The 22,925-nt window shown below is 47.3% G+C and carries 25 protein-coding genes; 15 read left to right on the forward strand and 10 right to left on the reverse strand.

The window, feature by feature from the left end; genetic code table 11:
* Positions 1-30: 30 nt before the first annotated feature.
* Positions 31-744: a hypothetical protein gene (locus ACKU40_RS10680; RefSeq protein WP_320172785.1), complete on the forward strand. Its 714-nt coding sequence runs from the start codon at positions 31-33 to the stop codon at positions 742-744.
* 22 nt (positions 745-766) lie between these two features.
* On the opposite strand, the gene ACKU40_RS10685 is transcribed toward ACKU40_RS10680, so the two are convergent.
* Together ACKU40_RS10685 and ACKU40_RS10690 are read right to left on the reverse strand one after the other, a co-directional pair.
* Positions 767-3,133: a GAF domain-containing protein gene (locus tag ACKU40_RS10685; protein ID WP_320172786.1), complete on the reverse strand. Its 2,367-nt coding sequence runs from the start codon at positions 3,131-3,133 to the stop codon at positions 767-769.
* A gap of 188 nt (positions 3,134-3,321) precedes the next feature.
* Positions 3,322-3,639, reverse strand: a complete 318-nt coding sequence (locus ACKU40_RS10690; protein WP_015850868.1) for a TusE/DsrC/DsvC family sulfur relay protein — start codon at positions 3,637-3,639, stop codon at positions 3,322-3,324.
* A gap of 404 nt (positions 3,640-4,043) precedes the next feature.
* Here ACKU40_RS10690 and ACKU40_RS10695 point away from each other — a divergent pair, with 404 nt between their 5' ends.
* The 9 genes from ACKU40_RS10695 to ACKU40_RS10735 all read left to right on the forward strand — a co-directional run bounded on the left by ACKU40_RS10695 (position 4,044) and on the right by ACKU40_RS10735 (position 11,186).
* The gene (locus tag ACKU40_RS10695) at positions 4,044-4,328 is read left to right on the forward strand and encodes a hypothetical protein (RefSeq protein ID WP_320172787.1); all 285 of its coding nucleotides are present in this window, start codon (positions 4,044-4,046) and stop codon (positions 4,326-4,328) included.
* A 249-nt stretch (positions 4,329-4,577) separates the two neighbouring features.
* Entirely contained in the window at positions 4,578-5,168 is a 591-nt protein-coding gene (locus ACKU40_RS10700; RefSeq protein ID WP_320172788.1) for a phosphohydrolase, read from the forward strand.
* Positions 5,134-6,042 (forward strand): D-alanine--D-alanine ligase, encoded by a 909-nt coding sequence (locus ACKU40_RS10705; protein ID WP_320172789.1) that lies wholly within the window; start codon positions 5,134-5,136, stop codon positions 6,040-6,042. The genes ACKU40_RS10700 and ACKU40_RS10705 overlap by 35 nt, the downstream gene beginning before the upstream one ends.
* Positions 6,043-6,080: 38 nt before the next feature.
* A complete protein-coding gene (locus tag ACKU40_RS10710) occupies positions 6,081-7,355 on the forward strand; it encodes a glycosyltransferase N-terminal domain-containing protein (protein WP_320172790.1) in 1,275 nt (424 codons plus the stop codon).
* Between the two features lie 4 nt (positions 7,356-7,359).
* Positions 7,360-8,103, forward strand: a complete 744-nt coding sequence (gene kdsB / locus ACKU40_RS10715; protein WP_320172791.1) for a 3-deoxy-manno-octulosonate cytidylyltransferase — start codon at positions 7,360-7,362, stop codon at positions 8,101-8,103.
* Positions 8,100-9,224 (forward strand): glutamine-hydrolyzing carbamoyl-phosphate synthase small subunit, encoded by a 1,125-nt coding sequence (carA, locus tag ACKU40_RS10720; protein WP_320172792.1) that lies wholly within the window; start codon positions 8,100-8,102, stop codon positions 9,222-9,224. The genes kdsB and carA overlap by 4 nt, the downstream gene beginning before the upstream one ends.
* A 30-nt stretch (positions 9,225-9,254) precedes the next feature.
* Complete coding sequence (locus ACKU40_RS10725; protein ID WP_320172793.1) at positions 9,255-10,055, forward strand: tetratricopeptide repeat protein; 801 nt, start codon at positions 9,255-9,257, stop codon at positions 10,053-10,055.
* 167 nt (positions 10,056-10,222) lie between these two features.
* Positions 10,223-10,762: a D-glycero-beta-D-manno-heptose 1,7-bisphosphate 7-phosphatase gene (gene gmhB / locus ACKU40_RS10730; protein WP_320172794.1), complete on the forward strand. Its 540-nt coding sequence runs from the start codon at positions 10,223-10,225 to the stop codon at positions 10,760-10,762.
* Complete coding sequence (locus tag ACKU40_RS10735) at positions 10,755-11,186, forward strand: hypothetical protein (RefSeq protein WP_320172795.1); 432 nt, start codon at positions 10,755-10,757, stop codon at positions 11,184-11,186. Before gmhB ends, ACKU40_RS10735 begins: the two co-directional genes overlap by 8 nt.
* Positions 11,187-11,227: 41 nt before the next feature.
* Here the strand turns inward: ACKU40_RS10735 and ACKU40_RS10740 are convergent, their stop codons facing one another.
* Complete coding sequence (locus tag ACKU40_RS10740; RefSeq protein ID WP_320172796.1) at positions 11,228-12,244, reverse strand: methyltransferase; 1,017 nt, start codon at positions 12,242-12,244, stop codon at positions 11,228-11,230.
* A gap of 49 nt (positions 12,245-12,293) precedes the next feature.
* Positions 12,294-12,752: a MarR family winged helix-turn-helix transcriptional regulator gene (locus tag ACKU40_RS10745; protein ID WP_320172797.1), complete on the reverse strand. Its 459-nt coding sequence runs from the start codon at positions 12,750-12,752 to the stop codon at positions 12,294-12,296.
* Between the two features lie 241 nt (positions 12,753-12,993).
* Here ACKU40_RS10745 and ACKU40_RS10750 point away from each other — a divergent pair, with 241 nt between their 5' ends.
* Together ACKU40_RS10750 and ACKU40_RS10755 are read left to right on the forward strand one after the other, a co-directional pair.
* Positions 12,994-14,127: an alpha/beta hydrolase gene (locus ACKU40_RS10750; RefSeq protein WP_320172798.1), complete on the forward strand. Its 1,134-nt coding sequence runs from the start codon at positions 12,994-12,996 to the stop codon at positions 14,125-14,127.
* Positions 14,124-15,008, forward strand: coding sequence for a VacJ family lipoprotein (locus ACKU40_RS10755; protein ID WP_320172799.1), 885 nt, complete (start codon positions 14,124-14,126; stop codon positions 15,006-15,008). Before ACKU40_RS10750 ends, ACKU40_RS10755 begins: the two co-directional genes overlap by 4 nt.
* Positions 15,009-15,077: 69 nt before the next feature.
* Here ACKU40_RS10755 and ACKU40_RS10760 read toward each other — a convergent pair whose 3' ends face one another.
* On the reverse strand, positions 15,078-16,049 hold the full coding sequence (locus ACKU40_RS10760; protein ID WP_320172800.1) for a helix-turn-helix domain-containing protein: 972 nt from the start codon (positions 16,047-16,049) through the stop codon (positions 15,078-15,080).
* A 114-nt stretch (positions 16,050-16,163) separates the two neighbouring features.
* Here ACKU40_RS10760 and ACKU40_RS10765 point away from each other — a divergent pair, with 114 nt between their 5' ends.
* Positions 16,164-16,709 (forward strand): cysteine hydrolase family protein, encoded by a 546-nt coding sequence (locus ACKU40_RS10765; RefSeq protein ID WP_320172801.1) that lies wholly within the window; start codon positions 16,164-16,166, stop codon positions 16,707-16,709.
* Here the strand turns inward: ACKU40_RS10765 and ACKU40_RS10770 are convergent.
* The 4 genes from ACKU40_RS10770 to ACKU40_RS10785 form a co-directional block, all read right to left on the reverse strand.
* The gene (locus ACKU40_RS10770; protein ID WP_320172802.1) at positions 16,706-17,638 is read right to left on the reverse strand and encodes a multidrug resistance efflux transporter family protein; all 933 of its coding nucleotides are present in this window, start codon (positions 17,636-17,638) and stop codon (positions 16,706-16,708) included. The two genes, ACKU40_RS10765 and ACKU40_RS10770, sit on opposite strands and share 4 nt — an antisense overlap.
* Before the next feature lie 15 nt (positions 17,639-17,653).
* On the reverse strand, positions 17,654-18,484 hold the full coding sequence (locus ACKU40_RS10775; protein ID WP_320172803.1) for a glycosyltransferase family A protein: 831 nt from the start codon (positions 18,482-18,484) through the stop codon (positions 17,654-17,656).
* Positions 18,485-18,583: 99 nt separating this feature from the next.
* Entirely contained in the window at positions 18,584-19,678 is a 1,095-nt protein-coding gene (gene msrB, locus ACKU40_RS10780; RefSeq protein WP_407944281.1) for a peptide-methionine (R)-S-oxide reductase MsrB, read from the reverse strand.
* A 126-nt stretch (positions 19,679-19,804) separates the two neighbouring features.
* Entirely contained in the window at positions 19,805-20,497 is a 693-nt protein-coding gene (locus ACKU40_RS10785; RefSeq protein ID WP_320172805.1) for a M15 family metallopeptidase, read from the reverse strand.
* Positions 20,498-20,790: 293 nt separating this feature from the next.
* On the opposite strand from ACKU40_RS10785, the gene ACKU40_RS10790 reads away from it, so the two are divergent.
* Complete coding sequence (locus ACKU40_RS10790; RefSeq protein ID WP_320172806.1) at positions 20,791-21,639, forward strand: substrate-binding domain-containing protein; 849 nt, start codon at positions 20,791-20,793, stop codon at positions 21,637-21,639.
* Positions 21,640-21,773: 134 nt separating this feature from the next.
* A complete protein-coding gene (locus tag ACKU40_RS10795) occupies positions 21,774-22,484 on the forward strand; it encodes an alpha/beta hydrolase (RefSeq protein WP_320172807.1) in 711 nt (236 codons plus the stop codon).
* Between the two features lie 54 nt (positions 22,485-22,538).
* On the opposite strand, the gene ACKU40_RS10800 is transcribed toward ACKU40_RS10795, so the two are convergent.
* Positions 22,539-22,901, reverse strand: coding sequence for a hypothetical protein (locus ACKU40_RS10800; protein WP_320172808.1), 363 nt, complete (start codon positions 22,899-22,901; stop codon positions 22,539-22,541).
* Positions 22,902-22,925: the final 24 nt, after the last annotated feature.

The following is a 22,925-nucleotide window of genomic DNA, read 5'->3' on the forward strand; positions in this document are numbered from 1 at the left end:
ACAACCTGAAACCGGAGCCGGACCAGAATTATGAAGATACTTCTCGCACTGCTTTTGCTGCTGGCAACGCTGATCCTTGCCGGATGTACCGCAGCCCGTAAAATTCCCGGCAGGCACGGTTTTTATTCCACCAAGTCTCCGGCTTTGACCATTGAATTCAATGGACTGCAATATTGGGGAGAGTACAAGACAAGCAAGAACGCCGTAAATGTACACAGCTATTACTACTCTGGCCGGGACGGCGAAGAGGGGGCATGGGTAGAACTCATTAACGTGAGGCAGGACTGGGAGTTACATCCTAAAAAAGTTCCGGGGGCAAAATTGCCGAACACCGGTGTTTACACACGGGAAATAGCCGGAGACCGCTATTACTGCCGCACTTTCCTTGTCCAACCCAATTCGGGCAAAAGCGGCTTCGCAACCTTGCCCGTGTATACTGCGATCCGCATCTGCACCAAACTTATTTCTTCAAAACAAAAAATATCCATAGGCTACGCCGCGGAAGTTGATGCAGAATTGGCAAGCAAAGTGTTCAATTCGAAAAATTACGATCAGTTGACTCAAGCGCAAATAGATTTCTTTGCCGCCTTTGACGAACGGGCCGACGCCGCTTTTATGATGAGAAAATTCCGGAAAGGTGATGTGAGCGATAAGATCGAGACTGCCGTTAAGCTTGATGATCCTTGGTATAAGTTTTCGGATTACATGGATATGGATCGGTTGATTGGGAAGGTGGCGCGTTAATCAAACGAACTTTGTTTGCTGTCTACTTGCTCTGCATGACCCAAACGCCGTCCCAATCGGCTGGTGGCGGAGTAGCGAGAAAATGATCGCATCGATCAATGTACATTGCGCTCATCTTGTCGCCGGGTAAAAGCGCTAAACATTCCTTGAAGAGCATCCGCGCGGAATCGAACTCCCGATTGCGATAGACTTCCAGAGCATGGGCAAAGGTGCGGACCACCTCACGAATAAGAGGATGCTCTTCCTCTTTGGCATAATCAAGCACCTCATAAATGGCCACAGGCTCGGTTTTACCCTTAACCTGAATCAGGTCAGCTTCCCGCAGTAGATATTCGTCCTTGAGAGCCGCTACCGTAAACTCGCTGATCAGGATATGGGAACCGTACAACTTGTTAGCCCCCTCCAATCTGGCCGCAAGATTCACCCCGTCACCGATTACGGTGTAATCCATGCGCTTGAGAGACCCGATGTTTCCTACGACCACCGGAGCGGTATTCAGGCCTATTCCGATATCGATAGGATCATGCCCCTCCTTGAGGCGGCGTTCATTGAAATCTCGCAGGGAACGCATCATCTCAATAGCCGACAAAACAGCGTGGTCAGCATCGCGATCCGTCGCAAAGGGGGTGCCAAACACGGCCATAATTGCGTCGCCGATGTATTTGTCCAGTATCCCCCCTCGTTCGAAAAGGATTTCCACCATATCGGTAAAATAGTCATTGAGCATGGAGACAGTTTCCTGTGCCCCAAGGGATTCGGACAGTGTGGTAAAACTGCGGATGTCGGAAAAAAAGACCGTAGCCTCCTTGAGTTGACCACCAAGCATGGCCTCATTGTTCATGAGTTGGTCGGCCACTTCTTTGGTCATGTACCGGGCCAGAGTACCCTTGAGCCGCTTTTCATTCGAAATATCCTCGATAACGAGCAGTACACCCAGATTTACACCTTTGGAATTAACCAGAGGCTTGGTCGATAGGTTCACGGATTTGAGCTTGCCTAGAATGGACAGTTCAGCATCCATGACCAACTCAATCGTATTTTCGGTTACCGTTTTGTGAATAGCGTTCGCAATCCACTCATTATCATCCACAAATAAAGAATCCGCCTTCTTGGCAAGGATATCCTTTTCGAGAATTTCCAGAATACGCTCCGCAGATGAATTGCATTTTTCGGCGATCCCGTCCTCGTTGAATGTGACCACGCCGTTGGCCATGGATTCAAGCATGGACTCGTTGTAATTTTTCATGGTCAGGACTTCTTCAAAAAGCGTCGCATTCTCAATTGCTATAGAAGCCTGAGCCGAAAAAGCATGAAGCCTTTTTTCATCGACACCGGAGAACGGACCGCCCTTCTTGTTCAAGGACTGGACCACGCCAATAACCTTTCCGGATTTGTTCTTCACCGGCATGCACAAAATGGTATTGGTCCTGTACCCGGTCTTCTTGTCCACCTCGGGGTTAAACCGTGAATCTGCATACGCATCAGGAATATTGACCGTATTTCCGGATGTAAAAACCGATCCGGCTATGCCAAGATGGTTGGGGAAACGTATTTCCTTTGTCTCCATTCCCTGCGCAACCATAGACCATAATTCATTTGTTTTTTCATCGTTCAAAAACAAAGTGCTGCGGTCAGCCTCAAGGAGCATGGATGTGGTGGACATGATCCTCTTAATGAGGGGTTTGAGATGAATTTCCTTGGAAATGGCCTTAGTGACCTCCAGAAGTTGCGTCTCTTCCTTACGGGCACGGGTAACCTGCTCGAACAATTGGGCGTTGATCAGAGCCGAGGCAGCTTGAGCGGCCATGGCTTCCAGCAGGGAAAGATCATGTTCGGAAAAATTATTTTCATGCTTGTTGAGCAACTGGACCACACCCACGGCAACGCCATCCTTACCCCGTATGGGAGCGGTAATTATATTGCGGGTGCGATAGCCTGTTTTTTTGTCCACTTCCGGATTGAATCTGGGATCGGCGTAGGCATCATCAATGATGATCGACTCTCCAGAAGTAAAAACGGAACCTGCTATACCCAAATGGTTGGGAAACCTGATTTCCTGGGTCAATTCCCCCATGGCCGCACGCGAAAACAATTCTCCCGTCTCTGGATCATTGAGAAAAATCGTCCCCCTGTCCGCGCGCAATGCCTCGGTAGTCAGTTCCACAAGGCGGGTGAACAGGATATCAAGCGTCAGGATATCCGACACCTGATGTGTAACCTCCAGAACAGCGTTCAACTTGTCGAAAGTTCCTGTCAGCGTCTCGACAAAAAAATCACGTTCTTCCAAGGAAAGCTGATTCAGCACCTGACGTATGTCGGCCTGTTGGAGTCGATGCTCCATCACATCCTTGAAAAGCTCATATTTTTCACTGTTCTCTTTATTAGCCACCGGAAAATCTCCCTTATTACTATCATAGGCAATTATTGTGGCTACAGCAAATACACTTTAAAAAAGTTAATCAAAAATTAAACAAAAAAAACCCCGGAGCCGATCCCCGGGGTTTTTCTGACTTTGGACTCGCTGTGAAGCAATCACCGCGACTACTTCACAATTCACAAACTGATTAACTTATAAAACTATACGCAGCCGGTAGGCTTGGGCAGACCAGCCATTTTACAAGCTCCCTTACCGGGACCGGAGGGGAACAGCTCATAAATGTGCTTGAGTTTGAATCCGGTAACCTTGGAAAGGATGCGGACCATGGGTGCGATACCGTTCTTCTTGTAGTAGTCCTGCAAGAAGTCGATAACTTTCTGGTGCTCTTCGTTCAGATCTTTGATGCCTTCGCTTTCTTTACAGAAATCAACCCACTCGGGGCACCAGTCTTCGAACTTGAGCAGGAAACCATCTTCGTCTACGTCAAAGCTTTTTCCCTGAAATTCAACGATTGCCATGTAAAACCTCCTAAAAATTAATCGTAAAAGCGTCCTGCGCTTTAACAACAGGATATAGTGAATTTCCCGAAATCCAATTTCGTGGAAAATTTCTCACTCACCCAAAGTGCCAATTAAAACCTTGGCAAAAAAAATTCAAGAAAAATATTGTGCGAGTTTGCATATTTCACACAAAAATGTCTAAATTCCTCCCACACCGATATGTAATCCAGCAGAATACCTATTTCAAACTTAATTCCTTCTTAAGCAAAAAGAGGAAATTCTTTACATTTCTTTTTATCACCAAGATGAAAAAGCGGAATTTTTATCCCTACAGAGACAATCAATACACTAAAATAATACATCTTTTTACTACCGGAACACTTCGTGCTTAATTGATTTGCATAAAATCAGGAGGAACTAAAATGGAAATCAGTTTTGTTAACAAATCAGCAAATCACACTCTCAGAAATGAACATCCCGGTCAGGCAGCTCCTGCCACAGTGACTCGTGAACAGAAACTGGATTCTGTTTCCAGTAGTATCAGGTCCGGACTGAATGCAGCGCAAGAAAACCCTGACCAGCTTTTGGAACAGACAGTTGAAGCCAGCGCGCATGAAGGAGCCATTGACGGTGCCCATGATTTCAACATGGCAAGGATAATGGAACTTCTTTCCGACCCGCTGCTTCAGGAAGATGTACCTGATTAAAAAAAGGGATTTCAAAACGATTTTCATTAAATAGATAGGTCAGTATTTTATTTATTTTGCAGACAGCTCAGGGCGTCTGAGGCAAAGCCCCGAAAATCCAGTTTTCGGGGCTTTGCCTTTTCGTAAGCAAAATGGTAACAAAGGGAAGTTTCAGCCCATAAATGGTTACACCGATTTTCTATGAATAAAATCAACTTGATAAAATCACCGGACAAACCGACCCCCGGATACCCGCCAATGGAGTCCTCTATGACTCCCCCGCTGCCGGTAAAAACAGACCCGTTATTACCTGTCCCTTCCGCAGAACAATGTATGGAATGGTGGGATGATTACAGCATGTTGGAGAATATCAAAGCACACAGCATGCTAGTAGCCAAGGTCGCGGTTCAGACCTCCACCCTTGCTCAGCAATCCGGCATGGACATCGATATCCCGACTATTCAGGCTTCCGCACTTTTACACGACATTGCCAAAAGTTACTGCATCCACCACGGCGGCAACCACAGCCAGCTCGGTGCAGCATGGGTCATGCAGTTGACCGGAAACCCGGTAATAGCCATGGGCGTACTCCATCATGTCTTCTGGCCCTTTGAGCCTGATGCTGAAAAATATTTCCTTCCGTTAGTCATCAGTTACGCCGATAAACGCGTAATGCATGACACATTTACTACGCTTGAAAAAAGATTCAACGATTTGAAGGTCCGCTACGGCAAGACCGAAAAAATCAAACAAAGAATTCACAAAACATACGAGCAGGCCCTCATTCTCGAAGAGCGGCTCGGCAAACTTATCGGAGTTGATCTGAATGCATGTTCTCTTGATTGCGGGCGGCTGGTCTGAGGAAAGGGAAGTATCCCTTAGCGGCGCAAAAGGCATTGAACAGGCTCTTCTCGAACTTGGTCACGATGTAGAATTCGTTGATCCGGCAACAGACTTCAAGAATATCCTGCTTTTGGCTGAACATGCTGATTTCGCATTTATCAACCTCCACGGTTCGCCGGGAGAGGACGGCCTGATTCAGGCCATGCTCAATCAGGTCAACTGCCCTTATCAGGGGGCTGAACCTGAAAGTTCTTTCCTGACCCTGAATAAAGCCGCAACCAAAACTGTCATGGATCACCACGGTATCCTGACCCCCAAATGGGAACTGATCTGTGCTGCGGACGGATGTAAGGGTTTGCAGGAACTCGAACCTCCGGTTTTCATCAAACCGAACTCCGGCGGTTCCAGCCTCGGTATGACCTTTGCCCGCACAACTGAAGAACTGGAAAAAGGAATCGAGACAGTTTTCAACCTTGGAGACAGCGCGCTTGTTGAAAAGTACACCAAAGGTATTGAGGTAACCTGCGGCATCCTTGACGGAGAGCCAATGCCTCTGATTCTGATAAATCCTCCGGAGAACGCTGAATTCTTTGACTATCATAGCAAATACGCCCTTGACGGGGCGGAAGAGATATGCCCCGCCCCCATCGACCCGGTTCTGACTGAACAGATTCAGCAGATCACGGCCAAAGCCCACAAACTGCTGGGGCTGAGCGATTACAGCAGGGCTGATTTTATAATTTCTGAAGGAGTACCCTACCTGCTGGAAGTGAACACACTTCCCGGCATGACTCCGACAAGTCTTGTCCCGCAGGCCGCAAAAGAAGCGGGTTATTCATTCAATGAACTGATCGCAAAGCTCATTGAACTGGGACAGCGCAAGCGGAAGTAACTTTTTTTCAAACGGAACGGAAACGTCAGGATCAACACATGTCAGTATCGCTCAAACTCAAAGCTGCATCATTTCTCTACGGCCTCGGCTGGAAAGCCGCCATCCCCTTTCTCAAAAAGAACGACAGACTGAAAGAGGGCTTTGATCGCCGCACCCTCAAACACAGTCTGCCGCCGCGTGCGGATGTCTGGATTCAGGCCGCTTCAGCCGGAGAAGCCAAGATTGCTTCCCGGATTATGGAAAACATCTGTATGAGCAGCCCTACAAAATTCCTGCTGACCACCAATACCGAGCAGGGACTGTCCGAGCTTGAACGAACCGCTTACCGCCTGACTCCCAATCCGCGCAACGTTTCCGCATCTACAACCTACTTTCCATTCGACAGCCCCGAGATCGCCCGCAAGGCCCTTGAAGCTGTCTGCCCGAAACTGGTGGTGCTCATTGAAACTGAAATTTGGCCCGGTTTTCTTTCCGCCTGCAAAGAGCTTGGCGTAAAGGTGATCATCATCAACGGCCGCATGACCACCAAAAGCCTTGCCGGATACATGGCTCTGCCTGATTTTTTCCGGTCTGTGGCTCCTGAAGAAATCCTCGCCATTTCCGAGGACGATGCCACTCGCTTCAAGACTCTGTTTGAGATCGAAAAAGTCTCGACCATGCCCAACGTCAAGTTCGACAGCACAGGAACGGCTACGGCCATTCCGTACACTGCCAACCCGCTTTCTTCCATCTTCCGCCCCAAGACCCCGTTCATCATTCTCGGGTCGGTACGCAAGGAAGAGGAGTCTCAGGTACTCAAGCTTGCCGAAGGCTTTAAAAAAGAACGCCCCAAGACTGTAATAGGGCTCTTTCCGCGCCATATGCACCGCATTGATGCATGGAAAAATATGCTTGAAAATGCAGGTCTGCCTTGGGTTCTCCGCTCTGAAATCGACACGACCGTACCTTTCGGACATATTGTTCTCTGGGATGTTTTCGGCGAGATGCAATCCGCTTTCTCCCTTGCACGCGCAGCTTTCATCGGCGGTTCACTGGCCCCGGTAGGCGGACAGAATTTCCTTGAACCGCTCACCCACGGTGTAACCCCGGTAATAGGACCTTACTGGTCAAACTTCACCTGGATCGGTGAAGAAATTTTCGAAGCAAAACTGGCCCGTCAGGAGCAGGATTGGGAAGGAGTGCTGCAGTCACTTCTCGACATCAGCAAACGGGCTTTCAAGCCTGAAAAGGTCAAAAAAGATTTTGAAAAATACCTCGCAGACATGCGCGGCGGAACCGCTGCCGCCTGCGAAGCTATTAAAAGGAATATCTAATTAAATGAGTATAGTTTACGGATGCTACGGCATCATCCCGGCCCGCTATGATTCGAGCCGATTTCCCGGTAAGCCCCTTGCGGATATCTGCGGAAAGCCCATGTTCTGGCATGTCTGGAACCGTGCCTCAAAGTGCCCGGAGATGGACAAAGTTGTCCTTGCCACTGACAGTGAAATCATCATGGAAGCTGCCGAGAAAGTAGGCGTTCCGGCTGTTATGACCAGATCCGACCACACCAGCGGCACCGACCGCGTTCTGGAAGCGGCCCGCAAACTGGATCTTCCCGCAGATTCTGTTGTGGTCAATATTCAGGGTGATGAACCCTGCCTTGAACCGGCCATGATTTCTGAGCTGGTTTCACCTTTTGCCAAGGATGGAGTCAGGGTAACTACACTGGCCTCACCCATCGGTGCGGAGGAAGCACAAAGTCCGGACCGGGTAAAAGTAGCGCTTGCAAAAGATGGCCGGGCGTTATACTTTTCCCGCTCACCCATTCCATTTTCCCATCAGGGTGACGGGGATTACCTTCTACATATCGGCCTTTACGGTTTCCGCATGGAAGCCCTTGAAACCTTTGCCGGCACGGATGTTTCGCCTCTTGAAAAAAGAGAGCGGCTGGAACAGCTCCGACTGCTGGAAAACGGAATACCCATCCATGTCACCATTACTGAACACTCCTGCCACGGAGTGGACCGTCCAGAAGACTTGGATACAGCCATTAAGATTCTTGAGAGGGAGAAAATATGAAAGCCATACTGGCACTTGAAGACGGCACCTACTTCGAAGGAACTTCTTTTACCGGCCCCGGAGAATCCGGCGGCGAAGCCATCTTCAATACCGGCATGACCGGATATCAGGAAGTCCTCACCGACCCCTCCTACACCGGACAGATGGTCTGCATGACCTATCCGCTTATCGGCAACTACGGCATCACCAAAGAAGATATCGAATCCGCAAAAGTTCATGTTGCCGCCTTTATCGTCAAAGAATGCTGCAAGCACCCTTCCAACTGGCGCTCTGTCATGTCCCTGCCTGAATACCTCAAAGAAGCAGGTGTTATGGGCATTGAAGGCATCGACACCCGTGCCCTTACCCGCCATCTGCGTCTCAACGGCGCCATGCGCGGCATTATTTCTACTGAAGAACTTGATCCTGAGAAACTGGTCGCAAAAGCAAAGCAGCTGCCCACCATGGAAGGCCAGAACCTTGCTGACACAGTAACTTCCGAGTCCTGTTACGCATGGCAGGACGGCAAGCCCGTCCCGGTTGATGTTTCCTCCGGCTACAAATGGAGTGACAAAGGCCCCCGCCTCGTACTTGTTGACTACGGTGTGAAATGGAACATCCTGCGTCTTCTGGACGAACAGGGTTTCGAAGTCCTTTCCGTTCCTTCCCATTACAATGAAGAACAGGTCAGGGCACTTGAGCCTGATGCCATTTTCCTTTCCAACGGCCCCGGTGACCCGGCAGTTCTAGATCAGGCGGTCAAGAATGCCAAAGCCTATTGTGAAGACCTGCCTGTAGCGGGTATTTGCCTCGGACACCAGATTCTTGGACAGGCTCTCGGAGGTAAGGCTTTCAAATTGAAGTTCGGTCACCATGGCTGTAACCACCCTGTTATGGACATGGAAAGCAAAAAAATTGAAATTTCTTCCCAAAACCACGGGTTTTGCGTTGACATTTCCGACTGTTCCGATCTTAAAATCACACACAAGAACCTTAACGACGAAACTCTGGAAGGCTTTGCTCACAAAACCAAGCCGATCATTGCCATCCAGTTCCACCCGGAAGCAGCTCCCGGTCCGCATGACAGCTGCTACTTCTTCGCCAGATTCCGTAATCTGGTAAAAGATGCCACCGGTAAATAAACTGCGCTAAATACTACGTCGGAGACAAATATGTCCGGTGAACTGACCAATGCCAGAAAAAAACTGGCAACCATACCTTCCCTGCTCAAACAGCAGAAAGCCATGGCTGCAGTTCAGTCTGCTTATGATGCAGTACTGATCATGCTCAAAGGCGGCCTGATGAAGTCTGAGCGTGAGGAATTTCAGGAGCTGCTCGACAGCACTGTGCACATCCTCAACAGCGATAAAAAGCTCAGGGAAGATTATCCGCTGATTATCAATTACGCTCCCGGAGAAGAGAAAGCTCTGCTTGAGACTCTAAGGGAGATTCTGCAAGAGCTGCAGAAAAATGTAAGTGCCGGCGCCCAGCAGCTCTTAGCTGCAATGGAAAAGCGCAAAAGAGAGCAGCTGGAGAGAGGTCAGGCCCTCATTGAAGAAAACAAAGTTTCTGAAGCACAGAAGCTTTTTAATGATCTGATAAAGGAATTCAAGGACGACACCGAGCTCCGTGCTGAGATTGCAGATAAGTTCATCAAGTCCGGCCTTTACAACGAGGCACTTGAATATCTGGAAGATGCACTTAAAAACGATCCTAATGCAATATTCCTGTATAACCGCATCGGAATCGTACTGCGCAAAATGAAAGATTTTGAAGCGGCTGAAAAATATTACCTCAGAGCTCTTAAAATCAATAATAAAGATGAGTATCTCTACTTCAACACAGGTCGCCTCTACTACGACTGGAAAAAGTGGGACCGCATGGCCAAAGCTGCTCAAAAAGCACTTTCCATCAACCCCAACTTTGCCGAAGCAGAGAAGATGCTCAAATTCGCCCAGAAAAAAATGGGTTAGGAACGCCTCCGGCGGTCCTTCGGGGACCAAAGAAACTTTTTGTAAAAAGTTTCCCTGGACGCTTCAAAAACTTGTAATAAGCTGTTGCTACCAGCGCGGCTGGGCGTCATGAAAATAAACAAAAAAGGAGGACTGTTATTCAGTCCTCCTTTTTTAATGGAACTACTATGAAATATATTTTGCTGGACCGAGACGGAACCATTATTGAAGACAAGCATTATCTTTGTGATCCTGATGAGGTGGAATTATGCTTCAATGCATCAGAAGGCTTGAAAGCCATGCAGGATGCAGGATTCGGCTTGATTGTTGTAACCAACCAATCCGGAATAGGACGGGGATATTACGCAGAATCTGACATGAAAGCAGTAAATGACCGTATGGCAAAACTGCTGGCAGTGCACGGCATAAAAATCAATGCCGTATACTTCTGCCCCCATGCACCGGATCAGGAATGTGATTGTCGCAAGCCAGCACCAGGAATGTTTGATCAGGCCATTGCAGATTTCGGTATGAACCCCGAGGAATGTTTTGTCATCGGCGATAAAATTTGCGATGTGGAGCTGGGCATGGCCCGCAACGCCAAATCCATTCTTGTTCGCACAGGAAAAGGATTAAAAGAAGAGCCCAAATGCGTAGGCAAAGCTGATTATATTGCCGATGACCTGCTTGATGCAGCGGAATTTATAAAAAGGTCCACAAATGAATAAAGTCCTTACCTTAAAACAATTTCAGGATCTCGCACTGGAAATGATCGCCCTTGAACCGCATGTAGAAGTTACCTCTGAAAATTTCCACATGGGCGATGAGGACAAGGGGATAGAAAAAGTCGCCGAGGTCTATGGTTTTTCGCGCCATGCCAAACCGGGCTATGAAATAATTTTCGACTGGGTTGCCAAAGGAAATCTGGACGGTTTTCTAATTGATATGTTCGATTTTACTATCGAGACATACAATAAAGGCGACTTCTGCCCTACTTTCAAAGGTGCTGTTGTTCTGGATGATTACAAAGAGCCCTTTGAAGGCCATGAAATCGCCCAGAAGATTATGGAATTGATCAAGCCGGAACAATGGACCAAATGGCTCATTGAATACCTGCCCGAACCACGCATGCTGGTCGATATGGAAGATTAAAAAAGAGGCCCGCTCTTCAATGGAGAGCGGGCCTCTTTTCTTTATAATTTCTGAGCCGAAACCAGCATGATGCCCTTACTGGAATCACTCCAGGTTCTGCGGAAATTTCCAAATCCGCATTCTTTCAATTCCTGCTCCAGAATATCCGGTTCAATAAAGTGTGAAAAATAACCCGCGAAAGTTGTTATCACTTCAAGTGAGGCAATCGTCTGCGTAGACATGGGACTTCCGGTCTTGGCGTAATGATTGGCGCAAAACCAGCCACCGGAACGCAAGGACTTGGCAACCTTTTCCAGTACGGGCTTCAGGTTGCCGCGGCAGGCATAAAGTACATGCGAGGCAAATATAAGGTCAAAATCCAACAAGGGCAGTTCTTCTTCACGCATATCAACAGCAATGCCGCGCACCCGCTCTCCGAAACCATTATCCCGGCAACGCTGCTCCGCCAAAGGGGCCACATGCGGCAGGTCGAGAATAACTCCGTTCAGCTTCGGATTTCGCTCAAGCACAGACATGGTATAATTTCCGTGGTTCCCGCCTAGATCGCCCATAAGACGGAAATCATCAAATCCGGGTAACTGACTGACAGCATCGACCGTTGTGTGCAGCCCGCTGCTAAGGCATTCCTGCGCAGTCCCTTCCATGGCATCCGTGGCGGCCCATTTTTTATCGCTATCATCACGCTGACTCTTCTTTCCTTTCAGCAACTCACCCATATCCCGAATTACTTCAGTACAAAAATCCATGGTCAGTCCCATAGCCAATCCCTGATACAAAGGTGAAGTACTGACCAGATATTCCGTTGCCAAATATGTGTTTGAATAATGCCCATCATTGTTTTGGACCAGATCATACGACTCAAGCAGATCCATCAGGGAACCAAGCTTCAGTTCATCAAATTCAAAATACTCTGCCAATTCTTTCAGGCTGGCAGGCTTCAATTCAAGAGTGTCGAAAAGTTTAAAATTCACAGCTTCCATCACAACCTGAGAAGAGACGCTACGGATGATAAGGCTGTGCACCGAAGAAAAATCCTGTTCGGGCTTAGGATAGTTCATGACATCCTCCAAAAAAGGTTTAGCAACTAAACACTTTGGTTAAAATTTTTTACTTTAAGTAGCTATCCATCCAATCGTTCATCTTGCTACAGATATCGTCAAACATTTCAAGTTCCTCTTCAGACATGGACCGCAGGTAATCTATGAATTCACTGTCATGGTCCAAATGATATTTGTAATGGTTGTCACTGGCCTTTTTTCCAAGCTCAGTCAGTCTCAATATGACTTTGGAACCATTATCGGGATCGGATTCTTTGAGCATAAGGCCCTTTTTAACCAGCTTGGTGACCAGTTGCGATGTGGCTCCCTTGGTCACTCCTGATTCACGGGCAAGATCCGTAATCCCGCACCTGCCAAGAGCATCAACTGCGGAAAGTGTATGTATTTCAGAAGGATAAAATTTTACTCCAACTCCGAAATCAAACGCCTTACGCTCTACCATATTGTACTTAACCAGCACCCTGCCGAGCTCGCGCATATGCGGTATTATTTCTTTAACGTCTTTCACAATTTCAGTGTTTAGATACTAAACAGTTATTTGTCAACGATGAATTTACAATACCATCGACTATTGCTACAAACAAAGCATGAAAAAAGTATTTATGGGTCCGGGAAAACATATTTTATTATTATTTTTTGCATTAACGCTTTCTTTGCTGTGCAAGATCAGTCCCCTGTCCGCAGACACATTACAATTCCCCATCGCTGATCCATACAAAGCCACCATATTCGGCACCCCGCCGGAATTAATGTATAAGCTGAAGGAACCAACTAAACCCGAAGAATGCGAAATAGTCATTGATGGACGCAGGATTCCGGATATTTTCTGGTATAATGAAAAATTTTATTACACAACGGCCATGCAGGAAGAAGAAGCTCCACTGCTTTTCATCATCGCCGGAACAGGATCGGAGCATGACTCCACCAAAATGCGTTTCCTTACCCAGTTGTTCTATGAAGCTGGATTCCATGTTGTAGGACTTTCATCACCGACCCATATGAATTTCGTGGTCAGCTTTTCCAAATACGGAGCGCCGGGATACGTACCACATGATGTAGATGACCTTTACCGGGCCATGAAATGGATCAAGGCCGACCTTGAAGGTGTATACAAAATCAGGAGTTACAGCATTACCGGATACAGCCTTGGGGCCATGCACTCGGCCTTCCTTGCCAAGCTGGACGAAGAACGCAGAGATTTCCTTTTCCGCCGGGTGCTGATGCTCAACCCTCCGGTAAGCCTTTACACTTCAGCCCTGCGCTTCGATTCATGGTTAAGCCCGGAAAACCTCGGCAACAAGACACCCCGGCAGGTCATTGACGAACTTATCGAAGCTTTCTCTGAAATCTATGTTCAATCCGATGTTGTCGACCTTGATGACAACTTCCTTTACGCCCTTTCACAGCATATAAACTTTTCGGACATGGATATGCGGGCCATAATCGCCGCAGCCTTCAGAATGTCCTCAGCAAGCATGATATTCAGTTCCGATGTCTGCCTCAATGCAGGATATATCGTCCCGGTCAACAAACACCTCGGTGTAGGCGATAATCTCATGCCCTACACCAGAATTTCAGCGGCAATCACTTTTGAAGATTACGTTGATGAATACCTGCTTCCCTACCTGCAATTCCTGACTCCTGGCACAACCAAGGGAGAACTGGTCAGAAATTGCGACCTTGCAAGCATCAAGGATTACCTGAGCACATCAGATAAAATTTTCGTGCTCGGCAATGAAGACGATATAATTCTGGACAGTGCTGATGTGGACTTCCTGCGAAAGACCTTCGGAAATCGGGCCATCTTCTTTCCACGTGGCGGGCATTGCGGAAACATGATGTTTAAGCCTTATGCCCTGAAAGCGCAGGAGCTGATCAAATGATAAATAAATTATTCAGCTTCATCCTGCTTTGCATTCTGCTGCAAGGTTGCGCCACAATCATCAAAAAGGACCCTTCGCTTAACCTCAAACCTCAAGGCTTTATAGCTCCTGTTTCACATGCACCGCGGGCAGGACAGCCAAAAGGCAAGGATGCTGATTTAGACTTCCTTGAAGTATACGACCCATGGGATTCCATGAACCGCCAGATATATTCCTTCAACGCACGTTTCGACCGTGCCATTTATATTCCGGCGGTGGATGTTTACACCACAATAATCCCTGCTCCGGTACGCAAAGGTGTAACCAATGCGGTCAACAACCTGAACGAGGTAAAATCCTTCACCAACGGCATCCTGCAATTCAATGGAGGTAAAACTGCTCGAGCCTTTTCCCGCTTTGTAATCAATTCATCCGTGGGCCTGCTTGGAATATTTGACGTAGCCACTATGTGGGATTTGAAAAGAAAGGAAACAGGGTTCGCAGATACATTAGGTGTCTGGGGTGTTCCCCCGGGACCGTATGTGGTTCTGCCAATAGTTGGACCCTCAAGTGTACGAGACACAGGCGGGTCTCTGGGTGACTTTGCCCTGCTATGGTACGAAATGAACTGGGTCTATGATCTTGCCGGGGTTGAGGAAGGACGCACCGCCATTGGTATAGGTGAATCCACTATCCGTGGTCTTGACCTACGCGCTAATATACCCTTCCGTTACTACCAGACAGGTTCTCCCTTTGAGTACGATCTGGTCCGCTTCCTCTATTCCAAGAAGCGCGAACTGGATATGGAACGCGAAGAATTGGGCAGTTCAACAGCAGGCAAGCCGTACATGAAAAAGAAATTTGATACTCCCCGCAGAAATCGTGAACCCGCTACAAAATAAGACTTACTCCATAACGTTTTTTTCACCTTAAAGACTGTTGATTGATTCCTTTTAGGGGAAGACGCCAATTTACTCTACCCTGCTGAAACGACTACGATATTCACGGGGACTTAAGCCCGTCATTCGCTTGAAAAGACGCCTGAAGGATGATGGGTTATCATACCCGACCAGAGCGGTGATCTCATCCACTCCCTTAACGCTGACCTCCAACAGGTGGCGGGCTGACTCAATACGAAATTGCTGCAGATAATGATTGGGAGTCATTCCCGTAACTTGCTTGAATCGGCGCAGGAAAGTGCGTTCACCAAGTCCGGACTGTTCAGCCAGTATTTTTATACTTACCGAACGGCTGTAGTTTTCCTGCATCCACGTCTGCACACGCAGAATATCCTTATCCGCAAAACCTTCATCCAACGACTTGCTCTCGAACATGAAATACGGGGTCTGCACATCACGGGTAGAATCCATCACCAGCGTCTTGGCACAGGCGGATGAGATGTCCCGCCCCATAAAGCGGGCCACAACGTGCAAAGCAAGATCCTGCCAAGCCATAGCCCCTCCGGCACAGATATAACCGCCACCGTCAATGAGCATACGCCGGGGCTGCAGATCTACGTCTTTAAAACGGGCAGAGAAATCAGATGCCAATTTCCAATGTGTTGTGGATGGCTTACCATCCAGCAGTCCTGCCTGTGCAATCAGGAAAGATCCGGCACAAACTGAAGCCAGTATTGTCCCTTGTTCTCCCAATTCAGCAATACGCTTAATGAGCCGTTCGTTTTCCAGCAGCAATTCAACTTCCCCGAACACCGGAGGCATTATCAGAATGTCCGGTCGCGTATCCAAAAGACTCCCAGCGACCTGCAAAGGAATCCCGACAAATCCGGACACGTCCTCACCATCAGGACTCAGGATCGACAGGCCGCTGAACCTATCTCCATTGGAATCCTGTGAGATGCTATTGGCGATGCTAAAAATTTCCAGCACACCGGACACCGCACTGACCAGACAATTTTTATAGGCAAGAACTGCTACATTCATAATGCACTATTGTCGTTTTAAGCATGATTGTTGTCAATACTGACACTTAATTTTTACCATGATTATGTCAGCATGTACTCGACTTGAACGCAAGATTTCTACAAGGAGAATCAAATGAGTAAAAAAGCACTGGTCATCATCGATATTCAGAACGACTATTTTCCCAACGGTAAGTTCCCGCTGGACAACAGCGAGCATGCCGGAACCAAGGCTGCGCAGGTTCTTGAATATTTCAGAAAAACAGCACAGCCTGTAATCCACATCCAACACATTTCAGTGCGGGAAGGATCATTTTTCTTTCTGCCTGAAACTGAAGGTGTAAAGATTCATAACTGTGTTAAACCGCTGGTAAACGAAACTGTCATCCATAAAAATTATCCGAATAGTTTCCGGGGAACCAACCTTGATGCAGAGTTGAAAAAATTGGGCGTGGAGGAATTGATAATCGTCGGAATGATGAGCAACATGTGTGTTGACGCAACCACTCGTGCAGCTGCTGATATGGGCTACAAATGCACAGTTATACATGACGCGTGTTGCGGGGCCAGCCTGGAATTTAACGGTGTAAAAGTTAACTCTTCGGAGGTTCATGCCGGATTCATGGCTTCGCTGGGCATGTTCTACGCACAGATGGTCAGCGCCGAAGAATTGATCGGCTAACGCACATTTTGCACCCGGAGATATAACATCAAGCCGAGCATGGTCAGGCCGATACCGGACCAGCCCAGTACTCCGGGCAGTGTCCCATTCAGCAGTACGACCTCTCCGGCCAATGAGAAAAGCACTTCCATTGACTGTGTGCAATCTGCTGCGGCCAGTTCTGCTGCGTTCCGGGCTTTATGCCGGGCATAGAGAAAGAGGCTGGTCGCGGCAATGCCGGAAAATATCGCCACAAGCGCGGTATTTATGACCTGCCCTGTTTGAGGAAGCGTGGGCTGAGTGAATAAAATCAATCCGGCCCACAGCGGCATGGAACCGAGAGTCAGCAACAGTACGCGGCAAAAGGGATCATCCATGGCCGGATCATCCAATGCCGGAATTCTGCCGCTCCCCCCGTTGCGCGCCTCCCAGACCAATTGATTTCCGAATGGATAGGCAAAAGCAGCAACAAAAACCGGGATTGCTCCCAGCAGAACCGCATTCCACGAACTATCCTCCACGCTTTCAAGATTGACCAGCAGCACCCCGGCAAAAATTATCAAGGTCAGTAATAAGGCTCGCAAAGGCACCTTCTTGCCGAATCCAAGTAGAACCAACGGGGTAGCGAGGATGGTAGTCTGCCATGTGGCTGCGACCACCCAGCCGGGCGAGTATGAGGCACTGAAAGTTATCAGGGCATAAAATATACCGAAGCCGACCCCGCCTGCAATTGTCCAGAATTTCCAATGACTCAGGTAAAGTTTGAAGGAACGGACCAGCAATTCGCGGCTGAAAAAGCCAAGCCCAATGGAGAGCAATGCCAACATCCAGAAATAGCGCAGGCTTGCCGACCAGACCCAATGCCCGCCATCCAGACTCATGGCCCTGTTAAGCACAAAAGTAGAACTGAAAAAAAATGCAGCCAGAATACCGGTCAGGATAATCTGCATAAAATTCTCCGTAAGTTAACTTGATATCTCGCCGTTTCTGATCATATCGGAAAGTTTCTGCAGATCTTCGGGAGTTGGAATGTAGCCTCGCTGAAAAGAAGGAGCATGGGCTCGTCCACGCAAATGGTCATTGGCCCAGCCAACCACTGCCTTATGAAAAAAACCGGGATTATTCATAACAATATGAGCTTTGGCTGAGCCATCCTCTTTTTCAGCCTGAAGTGAAAAATTGGATTCATGGACATGGTGGATGTAAAGAGGCTGCGCAATATGCTGAAATTTCCCCCCAGCCATCAAGCATTGCACCCAGTAATCCCAATCTTCATAGGAGGTGTTGTCGCGGTAACGTACCCCGGCATCCCATAATTCACGGCGGTAAACGGCAGCTGTTGCCACCGTATTCTGATCCCGTAAATGACTGGGGTTGAAATCAGACAGAAGACGGATGAAAGATTTTCCGGGCGCAACTTCATGGTAATCTGAATAAACGACCGAAATCTTCGGGGAGGATTCAAGCAGGCCGATGCACGCTTCCAAAAATTCCGGTCTCATTTCATCATCAGGATCAAAGCAGAGCAGATACTTTCCTTCAGCCTGTTCAAGACCGTGGTTACGTACAGGCCCGGGTCTTCCGAACCTCGGCGGAGTCAGAATTTTAAAATCCCGGCACTCAAGGATACCTGCCCATTTTTCGGCCTGTTCAAGGGAATCATCGCTGCTGCAGTCATCAACAAAAATTATTTCCACATCACTTAGTGACATGGTTTGCGCTGCCAGAGAACCGAAAAAACGATCGGCAAAACGTCCGTAATTATAGTTGGGTATGATGATGGAAAGCAGGGTCATGTAATTGTGTCCAATGCGGAAGTTTTTTTAAACGACTACACCACACTGCGCCGATAATGCAAGCGGCCCGGAACATAGTTGCTCCGGGCCGACCTCTTCTTACTTAAATAACTTCCGGAACTCTCCATAGCCTTCATTTTCCAACTCATCAAGCGGGATGAAACGCAAGGACGCGGAATTAATACAATAGCGCAGTCCCGTAGGCTGTGGCCCATCATCAAAGACATGTCCCAGATGAGAATCCGCCTTGCGAGACCGGACCTCTATGCGGGTCATAAAAAAAGAACGATCTTCCTTTTCCACAACACCCTGCCCTTCAATGGGCCGGGTAAAGCTGGGCCACCCGGTACCGGAATCAAACTTGTCACGAGAGCTAAAAAGCGGTTCACCGGAGACGATATCTACATATATTCCATCCCGATGATTGTCCCAGTACTCATTGTTGAAAGCCGGCTCAGTTCCATCCTCACGAGCCACCTTGAATTGCAGCGGAGTCAGAATTTCGCGTAACTCAGCATCATCAGGACGCTTGTATTCATCCGCGTCCTGCACCGGTTGCGTTCCCTCTTCCTGCTTCCAATGCTGCTCTATGAACGAATCCCTACCTGATAAAAACCTGTACCAATTGTAACGGACCGGATTCTTCTTATAGTAATCCTGATGATACTCCTCAGCACGATAGAACTTTTCAAATGGCCGCAGTGTGGTTGCGAGAGGGCGTTCAAATACACCTGAACCGTCGATATCCAGTAGAACTTCTGCCGCAATCTTCTTCTGCTCATCAGTATGATAAAAAATTGCCGAAGTGTACTGCTCACCACGATCGTTGAAAGAGCCTCCCGGATCAGTAGGATCATGATGCTTCATAAAAATCCGCAAGATCTCTTCATAGCTGACTTTACCGGGATCAAAGCGAACCTGCACAACCTCAAGATGCCCCGAGTTGCCGGAACTCACCTGCTCATAAGTTGGATTATCCACATGACCTCCGGCATAACCGGAAACAACCTCAATAACTCCGTCAACTTTTTCAAGATCAGACTCAACGCACCAGAAACATCCTCCGGCAATAGTTGCAATCTCATAACTGTTAGTAGCTTTCTGCATCTTGATTTCCCCTTTGCTTTCAGCTGCAAATGCATGGCCGGCCAAAAATAAAACAACGGAACAAATATATGGGAGTAGCTTGTTCATACTCTAACCTCATATTAATTATTGTTACCATTAAGATATAGCCATATTGCGCATAGTCAATCAACTACAAAAAAAGCGCAGTCAAATTTGACTGCGCTTTTTTAATATGAATTGTACAGATGAATTTTATTTGATGGGAAAATTAAAATAGTTTTCTGGAAAAGGTTCAAATTCAAGAGTGAAATGCCACCATTCTTCCTTCAAAGGCTTAAACCCGTTGCGCACCATTATCTCCCTCAGCAACGCACGGTTTGAACGCACCTGCACACTCATATCTTTGTTATCCGGCCACGAGTCAGGACCAAAAAAATCAAAGCCTGTTCCCATATCAAGTTCCTGACCGGTTTTGAGATCAATTATGGTCAAATCCACAGTCGAACCGCGCGAGTGGCTCGATTTTTCGGCAATATATCCATCACGGAAAAGGTTCTTCTTCTGCACGCCGGGATAATATTTCTGCTTCATACGGGTATCGTTCAAATCCTCTGCCCAGCGCACAAAATGAAGCACTGCATCCTGCGGACGATATCCATCGAAAATCTTCAACCCTAATCCAAAAGGAGCGAGGTCCTTCTGCGCCCCTGCCAATGCTGCGGCTGCATCACGCGTGAGAATAACCCGGTCGGCCTTGTAGCCATCAATACGTTTACCTACAAAATTGTCGCTACCGAAATAACGTACATCGTAAACAGCACCAGAGAGAATATTATCCAGATAGCAAAACTCATCCGGAAGGCTGTCCTGCCCGCTGAAGGCAACAGAAAATGAAAACAAAATACTCAAAACAACTAATAGAACACAATATTTAACATTACGCATCTGACCTCCAACGTCCAAAGCTAAACAAGATATTAACATTATCAAACTGATTGCAGGAAAATAAAAATGAATATAGGCTTTTATTATTAGCTCTTTCACCAAAAACAATTCACGTTATAATGGCAGCTTCAATATTCTTCTCTCTATCAGAAAAACATAAGCTTTTGTGCAGGCTTATACCCTGCACATTATTAGCAGCATACATACTGTGCTTTCCCTGTGCAAGCTACGCCCAAAAAACAATTGTTACCATCCCGAAAGCAACTATCTTTAATTTTTGGCGGATCGTCTGCATGGGAGCCCATGCGGCGGTTGAAGATTCGGACGTCACACTGATCTGGCGCGGACCAAGAGTGGAAAACAAACCCAGCGCTCAACGGCATCTTCTCGAATATTATATCGACCAAAAAGTTGATGCAATTGTGCTGGCTCCCATGGACCGCAAGACCCTGAATCCATATATAGAAAAAGCGGCAAAAGCAGGTATCAAAATCGTCATCATTGACTCCCCGGTTACCACTGATTCCATAGATTGCTTCATAGCTACAGATAATTACAAAGCAGGGGCAATGGGAGCGGAACTGATGGTCGCCAAACTAAAACGTCCCGGACCGGTTCTGGTGATCGGACACTCTCCGGACAATGGTTCATGCGCCCTACGGGAAAAAGGATTCGTCGACAGAATGCAGGCCCTGTCACCGGGAAGAACAATCATCACAATACATATGCGTGACGGCAGCGAACGGGAAACAAGGTTATCCACAGAAGAAATTTTAAAAAACACACCATGCATTGCAGGAATATTCACAACTAACGAAGCCACATCAGATGGAGTCCTGCACATTATTAAGGAACGTAACGGACCCCACATTCCTTTTATTGCCTTTGATTACAATCAAAAGCTGCTAGAAGGGGTGCGTAATAAACAGATTGAAGCCCTTATCACCCAGAGACCTTATGCTCTTGGCTTCTTCGGAGTGCGCTCAGCTATTGAACTTCTCAACGGTAAGAAAGTTTCGAAACAAATGGAAAGCCCGGTTACAGTGATAACCAACGAGAATATCGATGAAGCTGAATCATTGCGCTGCTTGCGAAAAGTATCCATTAAAGAAAAATCCGCCTGCCCCATATGTTTTAATTAGCCTCGCCAGAAAGCTCAGGGCATTGACAAACATGTGAATAAGAATCAAAGCAATGCTTACGCGAATTATTTACCCGCTATTAGTAAACATTTTTAAGCTGTATGCCCCTGTACAATTTTCCGGAAAATCTGAATATGAAAACCAAGCACATCAGCATCGCGAACATCCCTGCAATCATCTGGGGGGGAGAGTCCGAAAATCTGCTTATTGCAATACATGGCAACAAAGCAAGCAAGGCTGACAATTCAATTATCGTCCTCGCGGAGGAAGCGACTGAGTCAGGCTATCAGGTCTTAAGCTTTGATCTGCCCCAGCATGGAGATCGACAGGAAGAAGCAAGGCTCTGCAAGGTACAAAACTGCGTTCAGGATTTGGGAATCATCATGGATTACTCAAAATCAATTTCAGATAATATCAGTTTATTTGCATGCAGCATGGGGGCTTACTTCAGCCTCCTTGCATATAAGGATAATGCAGTAGAACAAACCTTGTTCCTTTCTCCTGTTGTGGACATGGAGTCCATAATCACGAAACTAATGACTTGGTTTGGCGTAACAGAAGAAAGGCTGCAACAGGAACAAACCATATCTACCCCGATCGGGGAAACACTTTATTGGGACTACTACTGCTACGTAAAAGAAAATCCCATATCTTTATGGAATTCCCCCACTTCAGTTCTTTACGGGTCAAAAGACGAGCTGTGTGACTATGCAACTATTTCATCTTTTAGAGATAAATTCGCTTGCAGCTTAAAGGTAATGGAAGGCGGAGAACACTTTTTTCACACAGAAGAACAGATGGCATACTATAGGAACTGGTTAAAGGATTCACTCTTAAAGAAATGACAAAGGCCGGCCCCATAAGAGACCGGCCCTACATAAAAAACTATTTCACTTAAATCAGCCACCGAACCATCCGGGAGCCAGAACTTCCATTGCCTTGGTATAATGAACACGCAGATCTTCGAGCTTGCCGGAGATCATTTTTTCCTGCTCACCCAGACTGGTAGGGCAGATATCTTTCATCTGTTCCACAACTGCTTCCAGTTCCTTCATGGTCGACTTGAGCAGCACGATCTGATCCTTGAGATTATCGGACTTGTCGTCAGCAAGTACATCATACAGCCGTGCTTTCCAAGAATTAAGCTCCATCTCCAAGCCCTTGCAATAGTGATTTACAGCCTGCTGCTTTGATTCTTCAGTGCTACAACCGTCAATACCTACGCAGCTGGGACAAGGTCCGGGGTAATCCATATTAGCCATAACAAACCTCCAAATAATAAATTT

The sequence above is a fragment of the Maridesulfovibrio sp. genome (genome assembly GCF_963666665.1).
GTDB lineage: Bacteria > Desulfobacterota > Desulfovibrionia > Desulfovibrionales > Desulfovibrionaceae > Maridesulfovibrio.